The sequence below is a fragment of the Flavobacterium sp. UBA5153 genome (assembly GCA_002413745.1).
Taxonomy (GTDB): domain Bacteria; phylum Bacteroidota; class Bacteroidia; order Flavobacteriales; family Flavobacteriaceae; genus Flavobacterium.
This window is the reverse complement of sequence record DHXP01000003.1, coordinates 104,103-122,822: the sequence shown is the minus strand read 5'-3', so window position 1 is coordinate 122,822 and position 18,720 is coordinate 104,103. Positions and strand designations below refer to the sequence as shown.

Sequence of the window (18,720 nt, the reverse complement as noted above, 5' to 3'; positions counted from 1 at the left end):
AAAGTTTTTTATTGAATATTTTGTCAATAAAATTGCATTTTTTAATGCCATTGAAATTGCTATTACTATTGTCATTGCTTTTTGAATTGTTATCTTTGTCGAAATTGTTAAAAAGATGAAGAATTTTATTGAAGAAGTGACTTGGAGAGGAATGCTTCACGATGTTATGCCGGGCACAGAAGAACATCTGATGGAACAAATGCATGTGGCATATGTGGGAATTGACCCAACTGCCGATTCATTGCATATTGGCCATTTAGTGGGTGTGATGTTATTGAAACATTTTCAATTGTCTGGACACAAACCGCTTGCATTAGTGGGTGGTGCAACAGGAATGATAGGTGATCCATCGGGAAAATCGAATGAGAGAAACTTGCTTGATGAAGCCACATTGCGTCACAATCAGGAAGCTATAAAAGGGCAATTGGCTCGTTTTCTGGATTTTACTTCCAATGCAGCTAATGCGGCGGAGTTGGTGAATAATTACGATTGGATGAAGAATTTTTCTTTTCTGGATTTCATTCGGGATATTGGAAAACACATTACGGTAAATTATATGATGTCGAAAGACTCAGTCAAGAAACGTTTGTCTTCTGAGGCTTCTGAAGGAATGTCATTTACAGAGTTTACCTATCAATTGGTTCAGGGGTATGACTTTTTACATTTGTACAAAAACAAAGATTGTACGTTACAAATGGGAGGAAGTGACCAGTGGGGAAATATTACCACAGGAACCGAATTAGTGCGTAGAATAGCGGGTGGAAAAGCGTATGCTTTGACTTGCCCGTTGATTACAAAAGCGGATGGAACAAAATTTGGAAAATCAGAAGGTGGAAATATTTGGTTGGATTCAGCTAGAACTTCTCCTTATAAATTTTATCAATATTGGTTAAACACCTCGGATGTTGACGCCGAAAAATATATTAAGATTTTCACTTTTTTATCAAATTCAGCAATTGAGATTCTAACCGGAAAGCATAGAGAAGCACCACATTTACGTTTATTACAAAAACGTTTGGCGGAAGAAATTACGGTAATGGTTCATTCTAAGGAAGATTTAGAAAATGCTATAAAGGCATCTAATATTTTGTTTGGGAATTCTACTTCGGATGATTTGAAACAATTGGATGAAGCGACTTTTTTGGATGTTTTTGACGGTGTTCCGCAGGCGGAAATTTCAAGAAATGAAATTGAAGCCGGAATAAACATTGTTGATGTTTTAAACGAAAAAACAGGATTTTTAAAATCGAACGGTGAAGCAAGACGCGCTTTGACCGCCAATTCTATTTCGGTAAACAAGGAAAAAGTAACCGAAGATTTTGTGCTTTCAGCCAAAGATTTAATCAATAATCAGTTTGTATTGTTGCAAAGCGGAAAGAAAAATTATTTTGTGATTCGGGTTAAATAATTTTATAACTTTACTCTAAATTACTGAAAGCTATGGAAACTCAATTTTTGACAGATAAAAAAGGAAAAAAAACGGCAGTTTTAATTTCGATAAAAGAATATGAAAAATTGATGCGTGATTTAGAAGAATTAGAAGACATCCGACTGTATGACGAAGCAAAAAAAAATGATGATGGCACACGTATTTCATTCGATGATTACGTGAAATCAAGAGAAGAAAAGAATGCCTAATTATAAAGTTAGTTTAACTAAAAAGGCTGTGAAACATTTAGACAAACTATCTGATAAGATTGCTGAACCTATAATTGTGGCAATTCAAAATTTAGCAGAAAATCCAAAACCTCAAGGATATAAAAAATTGAAAGGCAGAAATGGTTTCAGAATTCGTGTTGGAGATTACAGAATTATTTATGATGTTTTTGATGATATTCTTCTGATTGACGTTATAGATTTAGGTCATCGAAAAGACATTTATGAATGAAAAATTATTTTGTGATTAGAGTTGGAGAACTTATAATTCACAATTTTTTCAAATAACCATCAAATTACAACCGCGAATATCACTATTGTCAAAACGTCCCAATACTTCGAAAGTGGTGTTGGGATTTTTTTTGCCCAAATCCTGTGTGGCAATAAAGGAACAGGAATTGATGTTGGCCAAGTCAATTACGTTGATTCCGCCCGTTTTTTCAGCATCGACATAAGTCAAAGCGTCTTCGGTGTCGCGAATGAGGATTTGCATCCAAGAAGGGCATTCAAACACGCCATTTCCCAGAGAATAAGCTTGCGACAGCAATTCGGTCATTCCGTATTCAGAATGAATTGACGAAACGCCAAAACCTTCACATAATTGTTCGTGCAGTTCTTCCCGAATCATTTCTTTTCGTTTGCCTTTCATTCCGCCGGTTTCCATAATAATGGTGTTTTGCAATTGGAATTTTTTGGTTTCAATTAAATCCAATAAAGCATACGTAACCCCAATCAAAATCACGTTTTGTCCCGCATTGTCCAATCGTATTAATTTCTCGATTAGTTCCTCGTGATTGTGGAGGTAAAAACCGCTTTCGGGATTGTGGGTCATTTTTATCAAGTCTTCGACCATATAAATCAATGACGAACCTTCGCGTTCCAAATAGGAAGGAAGTAAAGCCAAAACTACATAATCCTCGATATTACCATAGAATTGAGAGAACCCTTTTCGATAACTTTCTTCATATAAAGAAACGTCAGTTACAAAGTGTTTGCTAGTGTTTGTCCCGGTTGTGCCGCTGCTGGTAAAGGTTTCTTGTACGGCGTTTTCGTTGGAAACCACCTTATGGCTTTTGAAAAACTGTATGGGAAGAAAAGGGATTTGTTGCAATGATTTTACTTTTTGAACCTCAATTTTCAAAAAATCACAAAATTCCTGATACACTAGGTTGTTTTCATATTGAAAACGAAACACTTTAAGGGCTGTTTTTTCAAATTGCTTTTGGCTTGAAATGGTAAATATGTCAGGAGCTGTAATCAAGAATTATTTTTTACAAAGGTATAAATATTTAGCAACCCTTTCAGCGTTTATCCCAAGACTTCGGGACTAAACGGGTTTAAAATAAAAAAAGCCCCAACATCAATTGGAGCTTTCGAGTTATTTACATGAAGGGTTTGTTATCTTACAATTAGTTTTCTGGTGGCCGATGCGTCATTTTCGTTAATTTTTATGATATATACGCCGGAAATAAGGTTTGAAATATTCAATTCTTTTGAACTAAGCATGGTTTGAAGCACTTTTTTCCCTAAAACATCAAAGACAATTATTTCTTTATCTAAGTCATTTTTTGAAGTAATGTACACTCTGCCATTACTCACAGGGTTTGGATACAAGCTTAGCCCCTCAATAGTAGCGGTTTCTTGGAGTTTTGTTTGTTGCTTTATCTCTTGGGACGAGACGCTCACAGTAAAGAAAAAACCCAATAAAATAGTAATATAAAAGTAGTTTTTTGCCATCAGTTTCGATTTGGAGTAGTAAAGATATGAAAAAACATTTCAATTGATATACCAAAAGATGTAAAAATGCGTTACAGTAGGTTATTTATCAAAAAATTAACTAAAAACAGAGATAAATTTAGACTCCCATAAAACAATTTTATTCCGAAATTTCGGAATAAAATCATATCGTTTTTTAAATCAAATAAACAACGGAAAAAGAGGGTGATATTGATAAAAAAATTACTTTTTTTTAATAAAAACAGGATTTAAACCACGGCAATGTTACCAATTTGTTTTTAACGCATTACTAAATAGTTAACTTATTAATTTCGGCGAAGACTTGTCACTGGATTGTTTTATATTTATATTTACAATCGCAAATACTTAATTTTCTAAAATGAAAAAAAGAAATACAAAAATTTTATTGGTTGATGATGAGCCGGATATCTTGGAAATTGTTGGGTATAACCTTGCGCAAGAAGGGTATCAAATTGTTACGGCGGCAAACGGGAAAGAAGCGATAATAAAAGCCAAAAAAGAATTGCCAGATCTAATCATCATGGATGTAATGATGCCTGAAATGGATGGAATGGAAGCTTGTGAAAATATTAGAAAAATTCCGGAATTGAATAATGTTATCATTACTTTTTTGACCGCAAGAAGCGAAGATTATTCGCAAGTGGCCGGTTTTGACGCCGGTGCCGATGACTATATTACAAAACCAATAAAACCAAAATTATTGGTTAGTAAAGTAAAGGCATTGTTACGAAGATTGAAAGAACAAGAAAAAAATAGCGAAACCCTAAATGTGGGCGGAATCGAAATAAATAGAGAAGAATATAAAATAATAAAAGACAACATCGTAATAGCATTACCCCGAAAAGAATTTGAATTATTCTACTTATTGGCTTCAAAACCCGGAAAAGTATTCAAACGCGATGAAATTTTAGATAAAGTCTGGGGCAATGAAGTCATTGTTGGCGGAAGAACGATTGATGTTCATATTAGGAAATTAAGAGAAAAAATCGGCGAAGATTTTTTTAAAACTATAAAAGGAGTAGGATATAAATTTGAAGTTTAAAAGTTACTCGCTTAAATTTTTAATTTTAGAAAGGGGATGCCATTTATTCTGTCTTTTTACAATAAAGAATCCATAATAAAAACAGATGAAAATTAGTTTTAAAAAAACCTATAAGTTTGCCGTAAAATCAGCTTTATACATCAGTGTTTTTGCTACGGTATTTGTAATGATGCTGGCGGCCATGATTTTCAAGTTTACGCCACAGAGTTTATTATTATTTGGGATTGTCTTTATTCTTATAATTTACATTTTTTCATTCATAGTTTTACAATATCGGGTGGAACGTTTTATTTATAGGCGTGTAAAAAAAATCTATGACGATATATCGTTACTCGAATCCAGTACTTTTATAAATCAGCCCATAACAACCGATATGGAAGCGTTGACCCGAGAAGTAAAAAAGTTTGCCACCGACAAAAAACTGGAAATCGAAATGCTGAAAGTTCGGGAAGAATACCGAAGAGAATTTTTAGGTAACGTTTCCCATGAATTAAAAACGCCCTTATTTACCGTGCAAGGCTATTTGTCTACACTTCTGGATGGAGCCATGGACGATAAAAACGTTCGAAAAAAATACTTGAAACGTGCCGAAAAAGGAGTGGAACGATTAATCTACATTGTAGAAGATTTAGATATGATTACCAAACTTGAAGTGGGGGATTTGAATCTGGATTTTTCTGAATTTGACATTGTGGAATTAATTCAGAATGTTTTTGATTTATTAGAAATGAAAGCTGATAAAAAGAAAATAACGCTGGCATTCGAGAATTATCATATTCAGCCCATTTTTGTAAAAGCCGATAAAGATAAAATCCAACAAGTAATTGAGAATTTGATTGTAAACTCTATAAAATATGGCAAAGAAGGAGGCCTGACGGAAGTTGGGGTTGTTAATTTGACAGACAAAAAAGTTTTGGTTCGAATAAGCGATAATGGCGAAGGCATAGAAAAACAAAACATCCCGAGGCTTTTTGAACGGTTTTACCGGGTAAACAAAAGTGGTTCCAGAGCTGAAGGGGGTTCAGGATTAGGACTGGCTATTGTAAAACATATTATCGAAGCCCACGAGGAAAAGATATATGTAGAGAGTGAGTTTGGGATTGGTTCCGAGTTTTCTTTTACTATGGAAAAGGCAAAAAAACATCATACCTTATAAATCCTTGAACGTTGTTTGTTAATGTAGCTCCTGAGTTTAAAACCTAAATAAGAGACTTTACATAATAACATTGGAGTAACAATTATTTCTTGACAAGATAATATCTTCTTAACGTTAGGTTAACATGGCTGTTTCATCTTTGCACCAATAAAATTTATAAAATAAACAACATGAAAAAACAATTCTTATTTTTAAGTATCCTCTTTATTGCATCATTGTCTATGATGGCTCAAACAGCTAATAAAGATTTTGTACCTAGTGGTTCTCCGCTTTTTAAAGTATTCTGGAATTACAATTATGATTTCACTCCTAATGTCACTAAAAAAAGTGCTTTTGCACTAGATCGAGCTTATTTTGGATATAATTATAATTTTAACGACAAAATTTCAGCTAAAGTTACTTTTGATGTAGGAAATAATACAGCTGGAACTGGTGCTTATACAGCTTATTTAAAAGCAGCACAATTGGATTGGAAAGTAGCTTCTGGTGTAAAATTAAGTATGGGTATGATTGGTTTAAAACAATTTAACGATCAAGAAGATTTTTGGGGTTACCGTTATTTATACAAAACATTTGATGACCAAAATGGTTTAGGAAGTAGTGCTGATTTAGGTATTAACGCTGAATTCAGTCTTGCCAAAACTTTAAAATTTAACTTCCTTATAGTTAATGGTGAAGGTTACAAAAGCGTTCAAGATACTAATGGTAATCAAAAAATTGGTGGTAGTTTAGTTTTTACTCCTATAAAAGGATTAATCACCAAAATATATTTTGATAACCAACCTACAACTGGTTCAAAAGCGATTACAAGTATGGCATTATTTGCAGGTTATAAAGCAGCTGATTTTAGAATTGGTGCAGAATACAATAAATTAAATAATGGAACAGCTTATGCAACTCCATCGGTTGATCATAAATTAAATGGAGTTTCATTCTATTCTACTTATGTAATAAACAAGAAATTTGAAGTGTTGGCTCGTTTTGATCAAATGAAATCAAATACTTTAGCAGGTGCTGCAACAGCTTGGAATTCAGCTAAAGACGGTAATTTAATCATTGCAGGTTTGCAATATGCTCCGGTAAAAGGATTGAAATTGGCTCTTAATTATCAAGGTTATAATTTTGCTCAAGCTGCTTTGACTGATCAATCAAAAATCTTCATAAACGCAGAATTTAATTTATAATAGTTTTAGGGTTTCTAAAAATAGCTACTATTTTTTAAACTGTTAAATCAGGTTGTCACTTTAGTTTTAACTAAATTATGACAACCTGATTTTTTATATTGTTTATAAGGGGGGCAATTGTTTGTAGGTTAAAAAAGTAATATTCGATATTGGAACATTGATAACTGTTGTGCCATCGTTTGGTATTTCAAGACAAATCTCTTTCAAACTTTGTTCTACTCGAATGAGATGGAAAAAGAAAAGGAAGAATTAGGCCAGGATCTAACCAAAAGAACAATATGCCACAATTATTGTTTCGCATAATAGGCAACAAGCCGCAAGAACAAGTGATTATACAGCCTTCTTTTATTTTTGGCAAACTAATAGAAATTGGCAAAACAAATACTATATTTACAAAACGGGAACAAAAATAAACCGAAAATTGCATCACGGCTAGATTCGGATACAAAAGGTTGAATAGGGATGATTTGATCAAATCCTATTTTAATTGTTCAATCTTTTAATTATTCAATTTTAAATATTTAAATAGAAAAAATATGACAACACACTTTGAAATAGAATTAGAAAAATTAAAAAATGTAATCATAAAAATTGGCAGTTTGGCTGAAATCCAAGTTAGCGAATCAGTTAAAGCACTTCTTTCGGAACCTATTGAAGGGAAAGAAGTAAAGAAAACAGAAATCAAAATTGATAAATTAGACGTAAAAATCGACGAAATTTGTCAAAGTATTTTTGCCTTATACCAGCCTGTCGCATCAGACTTACGTTTTATTATGGCGTCTTTGCAAATTAGTAATGAGATAGAACGAATTGGTGATTTGGCCGTTAGCGTTATAAAAAGGTCTAAAAGCATTAAAGACAAGCACGATTTAATTGCCAAGTTTGAAATAGCCGAATTGGCTAAAAATATTGAGATTATTTTAATGAAAACTAATGAAAGTTTCTTGACGCGTGATGAAAAGATAATTGAAGAAATTTTTATTTTAAATAATAAAATTCAAATCAAAAGTGATGCAACTGTACTTGATATTATTGCAGAGATGAGGTTGCATTCTAAAACCGTTGTGTCAGGAACAAATCTTGTTATTGTATTGAAACACTTAGAACGCATAGCCAAACATTGCACAAATATTGCCGAATATGTTCATTTCATGGTAAATGCCAAAATAATCAAACACGAAAAATTTGAGGATAAGCATTTAAACGAATAAATGGAGGCTGGAATATTTAAACCGACACTATCCTAAAAAGTGTGTAAGTTTAAAAATATAGAGGTTTGACTTTTTACTCAAAAGAATTCCCCGAAGCAGAGCTTCGGGGTTATTCATTTAAAAACAAAAAAACCCTAACATTGCTGCAAGGGTTTCTATCGTACTTCATATATCTAATTAACTTCCACACATTTCGCAATCTTCCGGACCGGCATTTTTTGCCAATTCAATCATTGCTCTGTATTCTTCGGCGGTCATTTCTTGCGTTTGGACTTCAACTGCAACAGGAATTGGTTCTGCTTTTTTGTCGTTGTTCAAGGTAAATTTAATCGCGTCGACCGCTGATTTTGTTCTCAAATAATACATTCCGGTTTTCAATCCAGATTGCCAAGCATAGAAGTGCATCGATGTTAATTTCGAATAATTGGCATCTTGCATAAACAAGTTCAAGGATTGTGATTGATCTACAAAATAACCTCTTTGACGGGACATATCGATAATGTCTTTCATTGACATTTCCCAAACGGTTTTGTACAATTCCTTCAAATCCTGCGGAATATTAAGATCCTGAACTGAACCGTTCTTTCTCATCAAATCTTGTTTTAAATCTTCGTTCCATAAACCCAATTTCACTAAATCTTCGAGTAAATGTTTGTTTACCACGATAAATTCGCCCGAAAGCACACGTCTTGTATAAATATTTGAAGTGTATGGTTCGAAAGCTTCGTTGTTCCCAAGGATTTGTGAAGTCGAGGCAGTTGGCATTGGCGCCACCAAAAGTGAATTTCTCACACCGTGTTCCATCACTTCTTTCCTCAATGAACCCCAATCCCAACGACCGGAAAGTTCTTCATCTTTCAATCCCCAAAGATTGTGTTGGAATTCTCCTTGCGAAATTGGCGAACCTTTAAAAGTGGAATAAGGCCCTTCCTCTTTTGCCATTTCCATCGAAGAAGTTACGGCTGCAAAGTATAATGTTTCAAAAATTTCTTGATTTAATTTCTTGGCTTCATCGCTGGTAAAAGGCAAACGCAATAGGATAAAAGCATCAGCAAGACCTTGAACTCCAAGACCCACAGGACGATGACGCATATTTGAATTTTGGGCTTCTACCACCGGATAATAATTCCTGTCGATTACTTTGTTCAAGTTTCTCGTAACTCGTTTGGTCACGTTGTACAATAATTTGTGGTCAAATTTTCCGTTCTCCACAAACATTGGCAACGAAATAGACGCTAGATTACAAACTGCAATTTCGTCTTTGGAAGTAAATTCCATAATTTCAGTACACAAATTCGATGAACGAATGGTGCCAAGATTTTTCTGGTTCGATTTTCTGTTCGCTGCATCTTTGTACAACATATAGGGCGTTCCGGTCTCGATCTGGGATTCCAAAATTTTCTCCCACAATTCGCGAGCTTTGATGGTTTTTCTGCCTTTTCCACGAGTTTCGTAATCAATGTACATCGTTTCAAATTCTTCGCCGTAAACGTCGTACAAACCTGGACATTCGTTAGGACACATCAATGTCCAATAACTGTCTTCCTGCACACGTTTCATAAACAAATCCGATGTCCACATCGCAAAAAATAAATCTCTGGCGCGCATTTCTTCTTTTCCGGTATTCTTTTTCAAATCCAAGAAGTCAAAAATATCGGCGTGCCAAGTTTCGATGTAAATCGCAAAACTTCCTTTGCGTTTTCCACCGCCTTGATCCACATAACGAGCCGTATCGTTGAAAACTTTCAACATTGGAACAATTCCGTTCGAAGTCCCGTTGGTGCCACGAATATAAGAATCCGTCGCACGAACGTTGTGAATCGAAAGTCCAACTCCACCTGCCGATTGCGAGATTTTGGCCGTTTGTTTCAGTGTGTCATAAATCCCGTCGATGCTGTCGTCTTGCATTGCCAAAAGGAAACAAGAGGACATTTGAGGTTTTGGAGTTCCTGCGTTGAACAATGTTGGCGTGGCGTGAGTGAAGAATTTCTTCGACATCAAGTCGTAGGTTTCTATCACCGATTCCAAATCGTTCAGGTGAATTCCAACCGAAACACGCATCAACATATGTTGCGGACGTTCCGCTATTTTTCCGTTTATTCTCAACAAATAAGAGCGTTCCAAAGTCTTGAAACCAAAATAATCATAGTTGAAATCTCGGTTATATATAATGTGCGAATCCAGGAATTCGGCATTTTCCATAATCACTTTATGCACTTCTTCCGAAAGCAATGGTGCTTCCTGACCGTTTCTCGGATTGATGTAATGAAACATTTCGTTCATTGTTTCCGAGAATGATTTTTTGGTATTGGAATGCAAGTTGGAAATCGCAATTCGCGCCGCCAATTGTGCATAATCAGGATGAGCAATCGTCATTGAAGCCGCAGTTTCGGCGGCAAGATTGTCTAATTCCGAAGTCGAAACTCCGTCATACAAACCTTCAATTACACGCATCGCCACTTTCACGGGATCAACCAACCCATTCAGTCCGTAACACAATTTTTTTATTCTATCCGTAATCTTATCGAACATTACTGGCTCTTTGTGGCCATCTCTTTTTACTACGTACATAAGCTTACTTTTTTTTTAAAATAGACAATCCCTTCTCTATTTTGGTGTATTTGTGTTTATTTTTGGGAAGCTAATCCCGGTATTCGTTGTGATTATTTTGCCACAAAGACACAAAGTTTTTGGGTTTTGGTATTTGTGATTTTTGCCACGAAGACTCTAAGGCACAAAGTTTTTTTTGACATTCTTTGTCCATTTTTCCATAAAAACAAAAAACCACAAAGCTTTTTATTTTTTTCTGATTAAATAAGCCACTTTTTTCTTTGTGACTTAGCGTCTTTGTGGCGAAAAAATATTAAAAATCAGCGTCAAAGCTAATTTTCTGTGCATCAGAATCAGTATTCATCACCCCCGTTTTTTGATATTCGGCCACTTTCTTTTCAAAGAAATTTGTTTTTCCCTGAAGCGAAATCATATCCATAAAATCAAAAGGATTCGGCGTGTTGTATTCTCTTTTGCAACCTAATTCTACCAATAATCTGTCGGTTACAAACTCTAAATATTGCGTCATTAAAACGGCGTTCATTCCAATCAAACTCACCGGAATCGATTCGGTTATGAATTCTCTTTCGATATTCAATGCGTCAACAATAATTTCTCTGATTCTTGCTTTTGGTACTTTATGAATCAAATGATGGTTGTGCAAATGCACCGCAAAATCACAATGAACTCCTTCGTCTCGAGAAATTAATTCATTGGAAAAGGTAAGTCCAGGCATCAATCCTCTTTTTTTCAACCAAAAAATGGAGCAAAAACTTCCCGAAAAGAAAATACCTTCAACCGCAGCAAAGGCAACCAATCTTTCGGCAAAAGATTCAGATTCAATCCATTTCAAAGCCCAATCCGCTTTTTTCTTAATCGCCGGGAAAACTTCAATTGCGGTAAACAATTCGTCTTTTTCGGCTTCGTCCTTAACATAAGTATCGATCAAAAGCGAATAGGTTTCGCTATGAATGTTTTCCATCATAATTTGGAAACCATAGAAAAATTTTGCCTCGGCATATTGCACTTCGTTGATGAAATTTTGGGCTAAATTTTCGTTAACAATTCCGTCGGAAGCTGCAAAAAAGGCAAGAATATGTTTAACAAAATATTTTTCGTCTTCACTTAATTTATTGTTCCAATCATTCAAATCTTGCGCCAAATCAATTTCTTCGGCAGTCCAGATACTGGCTTCTGTTTTTTTGTAAAATTCCCAAATATCGTGGTGTTTGATAGGGAAAATTACGAAACGATTTTTATTTTCTTGTAAAATTGGTTCAACTTGTGACATTGCTATTTTTTGTTTTTTTTTGAAATTTTAACGAATATTTATGTTTTCGTAGATTACAAAGATTGTGAATTCTTATGGTTATTAAAAGTCAAACTTATTCACAATCGGCTTGAGTTTTTAACAAATAGAAAAAATTAGGATGTTTTTCATACAAATTCTAAAATACTAAAAATCAATATTTTATAAAATGTTAAAAATGTGAAATACCTTAAAACATAGGGATTAAAAAGTGGGTAATAAGAAATTTTTTAATTTTTGGCGAATTACTTTTTCATATCCTGAGCCACTTTTTCGAGCTCTAAATACCAATCTTCGCCAAATCTTCTGATAAGTGCTTCCTTGACAAATTTGTAAACTGGCACTTCGAGTTCTTTACCTAAAGAACAGGCATCATCACAAATTTCCCATTTGTCATAATTGACGGCGGCAAATTCAGTAAAATCTTTTACGCGAATAGGATACAAATGACAGGAAACTGGTTTTTTAAAGGTAACTTCGCCTTGATTATAGGCTTGTTCGATGCCGCAAAGCGCGGTTTTTCCATCATAGATTACGTAAGCGCAATCTTTATTGTTGATTAATGGTGTTTCGAGATCTCCATCGGTTCCTTTTGTCCAAGTTCCCTGAGCTTCGATGGCAGCAATACCTTCTTTGCGTAAAAATGGTTTTACTTTTGGATAAATGGCTTCCAAAATTTTGGTTTCGGCTTCACTCAGTGGAGCTCCGGCGTCTCCATCAACGCAACAAGCGCCTTTGCAAGCCGATAAATTACAAACAAATTCTTTTTCGAGAATATCTTCCGATACGATGGTTTTTCCTAGTTGAAACATTTTGCAAAGATACTTTGCAATTCTGAATTTCGAATGTTAAATTTTGAGTTTTTTGGGTCGAGAATAACATAAATAAAATTCAATCTGTTGGATAAAATAATTATTGAAAATCGTCGAGACAGACAGGCTATGTCAAATAATAACCTTAATTTGACTTTTAACTATGTGGAATTTAATACTTTTGCCCCATAAATAGAGAAATTATGGAATTTGATTTTAAAGAAATAATTACTGTTAGCATGGTTTTATTTGCTGTAATTGACATTGTGGGAACGATTCCCATCATTGTCGACTTGAGAGCAAAACACGGTCATATCGAATCTGAAAAAGCCTCTTTAGTCGCTGGTTTTATTATGATTGTTTTCCTTTTTATTGGCGAAGAATTATTGAAATTAATCGGTATCGACGTGAATTCTTTTGCCGTTGCAGGTTCCTTCGTCTTGTTCTTTTTGGCATTGGAAATGATCTTGGGTATTCGCATCTATCGAGATGAAGAAGCAAGTTCCGCCTCTATTGTACCCATTGCTTTTCCGTTAATTGCCGGAGCCGGGACAATGACTACTTTGCTTTCGTTACGTTCCCAGTTTCATTCAGAAAATATCGTTGTCGCGATTATTTTGAATATTATTTTGGTTTACATCGTCTTGAAATCATCCGCGAAAATCGAAAAAATGTTGGGAAAAAATGGCTTGGGTGTGATTAGAAAGGCGTTTGGGGTTATTCTTTTGGCAATAGCTGTTAAATTATTTGCCGCTAATGTTAAAGGTTTGTTTGCCTAAAATATTTTTTTATAAATTTACCCCATCATTTTTTTATACAAAAACAGTCTTGATTTTTTTGAAAACAGAAATTCAAAATAAAAGTTGTTTCTAAATCTTTCTGTTTTTTTATAAAAACAAAACACTATTTTATGAAAATTTTCACTAACGTATTGGTGTCCTTGGCATTGGGACTAATTGTATTCAATATTAGTCTGCTCGATTTCAAACACCCTCTTCAAGGAGACAGTATGGTTGCATTTATTGGAATTGCCGCTTCGTTTTGTGCCGTTTTGATTCTTTTGATTTTTAGAATGTCAAAGAAAATTGAAGAAAAAATGAATGATAAATTCTAATTATGTTTGATACTCTAATAATTGGCGGTGGTGTTTCGGGAATGTCATGTGCACTTGTTTTGGGTTCTGCGAAAACTATGCGCTTTGCCATTGATAAAAAAATAGGTATTATTACCCATCAAAAAACTGCTGCTCTTCAAGAAGCCGTTATCAATAATGCCTACGGAATTCCTCCAGGTAAATTAGGTGCCAATTTATTATCTGAAAGCATTCAACACTTATCGGAAACTTACCCTCACGTCACGCAAATTCCGAGTGAAAAAGTTCTGAAAATCGAGGGTAAATTCCCCGAATTTGTAGTCACCACTAACAGGAATACCTATAAAACCAAAATGATTGTCGTGGCTATTGGCGCTGCAAATACTTTTGCAATTGAAGGATTAATGCAATATGTTGAACCTCACCAAAAAACACTTGCCGAAAAACAAAGAATCCAACTAAAAAATAATGACCACAAAGTTGCCGAAGGCATTTATGTGACCGGGACACTTGCCGGTTCCAGAAGCCAAGTGGCGATTGCCGCAGGAAGCGGAGCTGCAGTGGCAACCGATATTCTTACTTTATGGAATGACGGGATTCAAACGCAAGTTCACGACAGTATTAAGAAGTAAGATTTTAACTTACTGAAATATCAAGAAAAATAGTGGTAGATTTACATTTTCTGTAAATTATTTTTATGTTTTCATTGTTATTAGGCTTCACAAGGCTCATTATTTTTGTTGTATATGTTTCCTTTTTTTCGGTTATATACTATTTTTTGAGTTTTTTTTGGAGCAAAGAAACTAATTTCCACAAAGCACTATTATTACGCGATTTTTTAATAAGGGCAGCAAATGTTCTTTTAGGTATTCGAACAATTGTTTATGGAGAAAAACCTGTGGTACAAGGATTGATTGTGGCCAATCACCGTTCCTATTTTGACCCTATCGCCATCGTAAATCAAGTACACGCCTTTCCTGTAGGAAAGAAAGAGGTAGAGTCATGGCCTCTCATTGGATATCTCTGTAAAATCTCGGGCGTGTTGTTTGTAGACAGAAAGTGTCAGAAAAGCAGGCAGGATACCGCCGAAAATATTCGGGAAGTTCTCAGTAAGGGATATTCTGTAATTAATTTTCCTGAAGGAACAACTCATATTTTGCCCACTACAGTCGATTTTAATTATGGTTCATTTGTGATGGCCACGAAAATAAAATCGGCAGTTATTCCTGTGGCTATTGATTATAAAGAAAAAACGGATGCCTTTATAGGTAATGACACATTTATTCCGCATTTTTTGAAATGTTTTGGTAAACTTACAACTGAAATAAAAATAACTTTTTTTCCACCAATATATTCTGAAGATGCAACATTTTTATTGAACACCTCTAAAAATAAGATAGACAAAGAACTCATTCGCTTTAGAAAAGACTGGGATAATGAAAAATAGGCGTCTTTTTTCTTCCCTATTCCTTCTTGATTATCGACTTAATCATCGCATCATCTTTCAATACAATTTCATAATAATACTTGCCTTCGCTGTACAACTGTCGGGCAAATTCTGCTGCGATATATCGTTTTACCAAAGCCTTGTTTTTGTCCAACTTTAAATCCAATCCATTCTTGGAAAGATATTGCTGGAAAGAATTGAAATACGAATCGGTTCCATACATTTTAGTCATACATTGTTCAAAGGACAATCCTTTAAAAGCATTTCTATTTTGATCTAATTGTTCAAAAACAAAATGACCAACAATGCCTGACTGCAGCAAATAAGCTGTGTTTTCATTTCCATGTTCTACTTCGAGCGGAACAAAAACATCAGGTACAATTCCGCCACCGCCGTATACAATTCTACCTTTTGGAGTTATAAATTTTAGTGTTTTTGGAGTTTTTATACTGTCTTTATTGTATAATTCCCCATTTGCAAAACGCGAGTCGGATTCCTTGAAATATTCTTTATTTCCTTTCGAATAGGATTTTTGTATCGAACGTCCCGTTGGCGTGTAATACCTGGCAACCGTCAATCGAACTGCCGATCCATCATCAAAATCCATTTCGCGCTGCACTAATCCTTTGCCGAAAGAACGGCGACCAACAATTGTTCCTCTATCATTATCCTGAATTGCCCCTGCCAGAATTTCACTTGCCGAGGCACTATTTTCGTTGATTAGAATATATAATTTTCCGCTTTCGAAGCTTCCTTTTTTAGTGGCGAATGTTTTTTCGATAGTTCCTTTTTTATTTTTCGTAAAAACAATTAATTGTTTGTCTTCCAGTAATTCATCGGCAATGGCAATGGCTTCCTCCATATATCCACCTCCATTGTCGCGAAGATCAATGACTAAAGATTTTGCGCCTTGTTGCTTCAATTTGGTCAAACCGGCTTTGAACTCATCGTAAGTAGTTTCGGCAAATCGATTGATTTTTATATATCCGGTGCTTGCATTCAGAAGTACTGCTGCATCGACGCTTTTTAAGGGAACAATACCGCGTTTTATTTTTATTTTTATTTTTTTGTGTTCTGATTTTCTATAAACAGTGACCTCAACTTCGGAACCTTCTTTTCCTTTTAGTTTGGAAAACAAACTGTCGGTTGGCAGTTTGCGTCCAAACAATTTTGTTTTATCGGCATATAAAATCCGGTCTCCCGATTTTATTCCCGCTTTTTCTGAAGGACCATTTTCGACAGGTTTTATTATCGCCACAGAATCATTATACATATAGAAATTCACGCCTATTCCCACAAAATCGCCCTTCATATTCTCGGCAATTTGGGTTTGTTCGCTCGGGGGAATATAAACGGAATGTGGGTCGAGTTGAGCTAGAATATTATCTACGGTACGATTCACGATAGAATCCGTATTTACGTCATCTACATATTCGTTGTCGATAAAATCAATGAGTTTATTCAGTTTGTTTTTTGAATTGTTTTTGGCCAAAAAATGATTTTGACCGGGAAAGTTCAATCCTCCACCGAGAACAACCCCAAAGGCAAGAGTTGCAAAAATAAGTATTGGAAAATATTTGGGATTAATTTTCATCTATTCTAAAACTTCAATTTGTTCAACGATTACGCCTGCTTTAACAAGAAAATCTATTCCCGAAGTATCTCGGTAGCCAATTTGATAAACCACTCTTTTTATTCCGGATTGATGGATCAATTTACTGCATTCTTTACATGGTGAAAGAGTAATATACAGCGTGGCGCCTTCACAGGTTTGCGTAGATCGAGCCACTTTAAGAATGGCGTTTGCTTCTGCGTGCAAAACATCCCAACGTGTTAATCCTTCTTCATCTTCACAACAATTTTCAAAACCTGATGGTGTTCCGTTGTAACCATCAGAGATTATCATTCGGTCACGAACGATTATGGCGCCCACTTGTTTTCGTTTGCAATAGGACAAAAGACTCCATTCTTTGGCGATTCTAAGATAAGCTTTGTCGTATTTATTTAATTTTTTCTTTTCCATTTCTTTTTTTATCTATTCCAAATTTCGTTTTCGACAATCATTGGCAAAACTACACCAATCACAAAAGACGACATCACTAATGTCCAATCGCGTTTTGAAAATCGGAAGAATGTTTGAACAATATAGGAGAGTATCAAAACAACAAAAACCACAATTATTTGTGAGGATTCTATTCCTAGTGCAAATTCTGACAACGGCAACAGTTTAGATTGTGGTGAACCGCCAAGTATGGATTTGAAATAGTTTGAAAACCCCAATCCGTGAATAATCCCAAAAAACAAAGTGATAAAACCAACAATACTGATGCTTTCATGCTTTGACGATTTTCCAGCAGTAAAAAGATTAAAAATAGCGACTATGAGAATGGTTATTGGAATTAAAAATTCCACTAGATTGACCTTTATAACAATTACTCCAAAAACCGACAGCAATAAGGCCAAGGTGTGACCAATGGTGAAAAGGGAAACTAACAACAGTATTCTTTTCCAGTCCTTGAATGCGTGGGGAACGGTTAAGGCAATCAAAAACAAAACATGATCATAAGCACGTATGTTAAGGACATGTCTCAACCCGATTTCATAATAAATCCAAAATTCTGACATTGCAAATAGTTTTAAAGATTAGGGGACGTCAAACTTACAATTTATTTTGAAAATAGTTTGAACCGATATTGTTAAAAGCAATTATTGTCCCCTTTATTTTATTAAAAGGAAGAAAAAAACTAAAAATATTAGAATTTGATATTTGTCAAAATCGAAATTAGAATTATATTTGTATAACCATTTAAACGAAACCAATTATGTCAATTTCAGATTTATTCGATAGCGAATTCAAACTAAGAAACAGAGGCCATTTTTCTGCAATTGTTCGCGTGGCTCTTGCCGAAGGGAAAATTGCACCAGAAGAACAAGCCTTTTTAGACAGACTTGCTAGAAATCTTGAGATTTCGGAAATAGAATACGAAGAAATTCTAGAGAATCCACTAAAATATCCCATCAATCCTCCCTATTTGTATACTCAAAGACTAGAACGTCTATATGATTTGGCAAGAATGGTTCATGTGGATCACCATTTAGGAGACAGACAAGATTCGTTGTTACGGAAATTTGGTTTGGCTTTAGGTTTTACTCCAGGAAATGTAAATTATATTGTCGATAAAGCGCTTTCATTGGTTGATCGAAAAGTAGATTTAGATACTTTTATTTATGAAATGGAACACATGAATAAGTAAATAATTACCGCAAATTCGCAAATTGTAAGGCAAACTGTCGCATTAAGAATTTGGGGTAATTTTATAAACTTTAAATAACCCGTTGGGTGTAATTCAAAATTTCTTGTTTTTTAAACACATAGAATCATAGATTTTTCGAATTTTGAAAGGCGTTTCACTTTCTTAGAGAAAATTATAGCTATGTGAACCCAAGAATTGGGCTATCAAACTCTTTTTTCTATGATTCTATGTGTTTAAATTTTATATCT

20 protein-coding genes are annotated in these 18,720 nt (G+C 34.7%); 12 read left to right on the top strand and 8 right to left on the bottom strand.

Going from position 1 to position 18,720, the window contains the following annotated elements:
• The first annotated feature begins 115 nt into the window (after nt 1-115).
• Genes tyrS through B2145_RS00950 form a run of 3 tightly spaced genes read left to right on the top strand, consistent with a single transcriptional unit; the run spans nt 116 to nt 1,888 of the window.
• Complete coding sequence (gene tyrS / locus B2145_RS00960) at nt 116-1,408, top strand: tyrosine--tRNA ligase (RefSeq protein WP_291097205.1); 1,293 nt, start codon at nt 116-118, stop codon at nt 1,406-1,408.
• 32 nt (nt 1,409-1,440) lie between these two features.
• Nucleotides 1,441-1,638, top strand: a complete 198-nt coding sequence (locus B2145_RS00955) for a hypothetical protein (protein WP_291097203.1) — start codon at nt 1,441-1,443, stop codon at nt 1,636-1,638.
• Nucleotides 1,631-1,888, top strand: coding sequence for a type II toxin-antitoxin system RelE family toxin (locus B2145_RS00950; RefSeq protein WP_291097201.1), 258 nt, complete (start codon nt 1,631-1,633; stop codon nt 1,886-1,888). The genes B2145_RS00955 and B2145_RS00950 overlap by 8 nt, the downstream gene beginning before the upstream one ends.
• Nucleotides 1,889-1,936: 48 nt before the next feature.
• Here the strand turns inward: B2145_RS00950 and B2145_RS00945 are convergent, their stop codons facing one another.
• Nucleotides 1,937-2,917 (bottom strand): acyl transferase, encoded by a 981-nt coding sequence (locus B2145_RS00945; protein WP_291097199.1) that lies wholly within the window; start codon nt 2,915-2,917, stop codon nt 1,937-1,939.
• 137 nt (nt 2,918-3,054) lie between these two features.
• A complete protein-coding gene (locus B2145_RS00940) occupies nt 3,055-3,393 on the bottom strand; it encodes a T9SS type A sorting domain-containing protein (RefSeq protein ID WP_291097197.1) in 339 nt (112 codons plus the stop codon).
• A 379-nt stretch (nt 3,394-3,772) separates the two neighbouring features.
• On the opposite strand from B2145_RS00940, the gene B2145_RS00935 reads away from it, so the two are divergent.
• The 4 genes from B2145_RS00935 to phoU all read left to right on the top strand — a co-directional run bounded on the left by B2145_RS00935 (nt 3,773) and on the right by phoU (nt 8,007).
• Nucleotides 3,773-4,456: a response regulator transcription factor gene (locus B2145_RS00935; RefSeq protein ID WP_291097195.1), complete on the top strand. Its 684-nt coding sequence runs from the start codon at nt 3,773-3,775 to the stop codon at nt 4,454-4,456.
• Nucleotides 4,457-4,541: 85 nt separating this feature from the next.
• Complete coding sequence (locus B2145_RS00930; RefSeq protein WP_291097193.1) at nt 4,542-5,612, top strand: sensor histidine kinase; 1,071 nt, start codon at nt 4,542-4,544, stop codon at nt 5,610-5,612.
• 170 nt (nt 5,613-5,782) lie between these two features.
• On the top strand, nt 5,783-6,796 hold the full coding sequence (locus tag B2145_RS00925; RefSeq protein WP_291097191.1) for a hypothetical protein: 1,014 nt from the start codon (nt 5,783-5,785) through the stop codon (nt 6,794-6,796).
• Between the two features lie 536 nt (nt 6,797-7,332).
• Entirely contained in the window at nt 7,333-8,007 is a 675-nt protein-coding gene (gene phoU / locus B2145_RS00920; protein WP_291097189.1) for a phosphate signaling complex protein PhoU, read from the top strand.
• Nucleotides 8,008-8,184: 177 nt separating this feature from the next.
• Here phoU and B2145_RS00915 read toward each other — a convergent pair whose 3' ends face one another.
• The 3 genes from B2145_RS00915 to B2145_RS00905 all read right to left on the bottom strand — a co-directional run bounded on the left by B2145_RS00915 (nt 8,185) and on the right by B2145_RS00905 (nt 12,678).
• The gene (locus B2145_RS00915) at nt 8,185-10,578 is read right to left on the bottom strand and encodes a ribonucleoside-diphosphate reductase subunit alpha (protein WP_291097187.1); all 2,394 of its coding nucleotides are present in this window, start codon (nt 10,576-10,578) and stop codon (nt 8,185-8,187) included.
• Nucleotides 10,579-10,870: 292 nt separating this feature from the next.
• The gene (locus tag B2145_RS00910; protein WP_291097185.1) at nt 10,871-11,848 is read right to left on the bottom strand and encodes a ribonucleotide-diphosphate reductase subunit beta; all 978 of its coding nucleotides are present in this window, start codon (nt 11,846-11,848) and stop codon (nt 10,871-10,873) included.
• 263 nt (nt 11,849-12,111) lie between these two features.
• On the bottom strand, nt 12,112-12,678 hold the full coding sequence (locus tag B2145_RS00905) for a DUF3109 family protein (RefSeq protein WP_291097183.1): 567 nt from the start codon (nt 12,676-12,678) through the stop codon (nt 12,112-12,114).
• Between the two features lie 200 nt (nt 12,679-12,878).
• Here B2145_RS00905 and B2145_RS00900 point away from each other — a divergent pair, with 200 nt between their 5' ends.
• The 4 genes from B2145_RS00900 to B2145_RS00885 all read left to right on the top strand — a co-directional run bounded on the left by B2145_RS00900 (nt 12,879) and on the right by B2145_RS00885 (nt 15,218).
• On the top strand, nt 12,879-13,457 hold the full coding sequence (locus B2145_RS00900; protein ID WP_291097259.1) for a MarC family protein: 579 nt from the start codon (nt 12,879-12,881) through the stop codon (nt 13,455-13,457).
• A 131-nt stretch (nt 13,458-13,588) separates the two neighbouring features.
• Nucleotides 13,589-13,792 (top strand): hypothetical protein, encoded by a 204-nt coding sequence (locus B2145_RS00895; protein ID WP_291097181.1) that lies wholly within the window; start codon nt 13,589-13,591, stop codon nt 13,790-13,792.
• Nucleotides 13,793-13,794: 2 nt separating this feature from the next.
• Nucleotides 13,795-14,403, top strand: coding sequence for an FAD-dependent oxidoreductase (locus B2145_RS00890; RefSeq protein ID WP_291097179.1), 609 nt, complete (start codon nt 13,795-13,797; stop codon nt 14,401-14,403).
• A gap of 146 nt (nt 14,404-14,549) precedes the next feature.
• Complete coding sequence (locus B2145_RS00885; RefSeq protein WP_291097177.1) at nt 14,550-15,218, top strand: lysophospholipid acyltransferase family protein; 669 nt, start codon at nt 14,550-14,552, stop codon at nt 15,216-15,218.
• Between the two features lie 16 nt (nt 15,219-15,234).
• On the opposite strand, the gene B2145_RS00880 is transcribed toward B2145_RS00885, so the two are convergent.
• Genes B2145_RS00880 through B2145_RS00870 form a run of 3 tightly spaced genes read right to left on the bottom strand, consistent with a single transcriptional unit; the run spans nt 15,235 to nt 17,843 of the window.
• Nucleotides 15,235-16,812, bottom strand: a complete 1,578-nt coding sequence (locus B2145_RS00880; RefSeq protein ID WP_291097175.1) for a S41 family peptidase — start codon at nt 16,810-16,812, stop codon at nt 15,235-15,237.
• A complete protein-coding gene (locus B2145_RS00875; protein ID WP_291097173.1) occupies nt 16,813-17,241 on the bottom strand; it encodes a deoxycytidylate deaminase in 429 nt (142 codons plus the stop codon).
• Between the two features lie 8 nt (nt 17,242-17,249).
• Nucleotides 17,250-17,843: a HupE/UreJ family protein gene (locus B2145_RS00870; protein WP_291097171.1), complete on the bottom strand. Its 594-nt coding sequence runs from the start codon at nt 17,841-17,843 to the stop codon at nt 17,250-17,252.
• A gap of 197 nt (nt 17,844-18,040) precedes the next feature.
• On the opposite strand from B2145_RS00870, the gene B2145_RS00865 reads away from it, so the two are divergent.
• Nucleotides 18,041-18,472 (top strand): TerB family tellurite resistance protein, encoded by a 432-nt coding sequence (locus tag B2145_RS00865; protein WP_291097169.1) that lies wholly within the window; start codon nt 18,041-18,043, stop codon nt 18,470-18,472.
• The last annotated feature ends 248 nt before the right edge of the window (nt 18,473-18,720 follow it).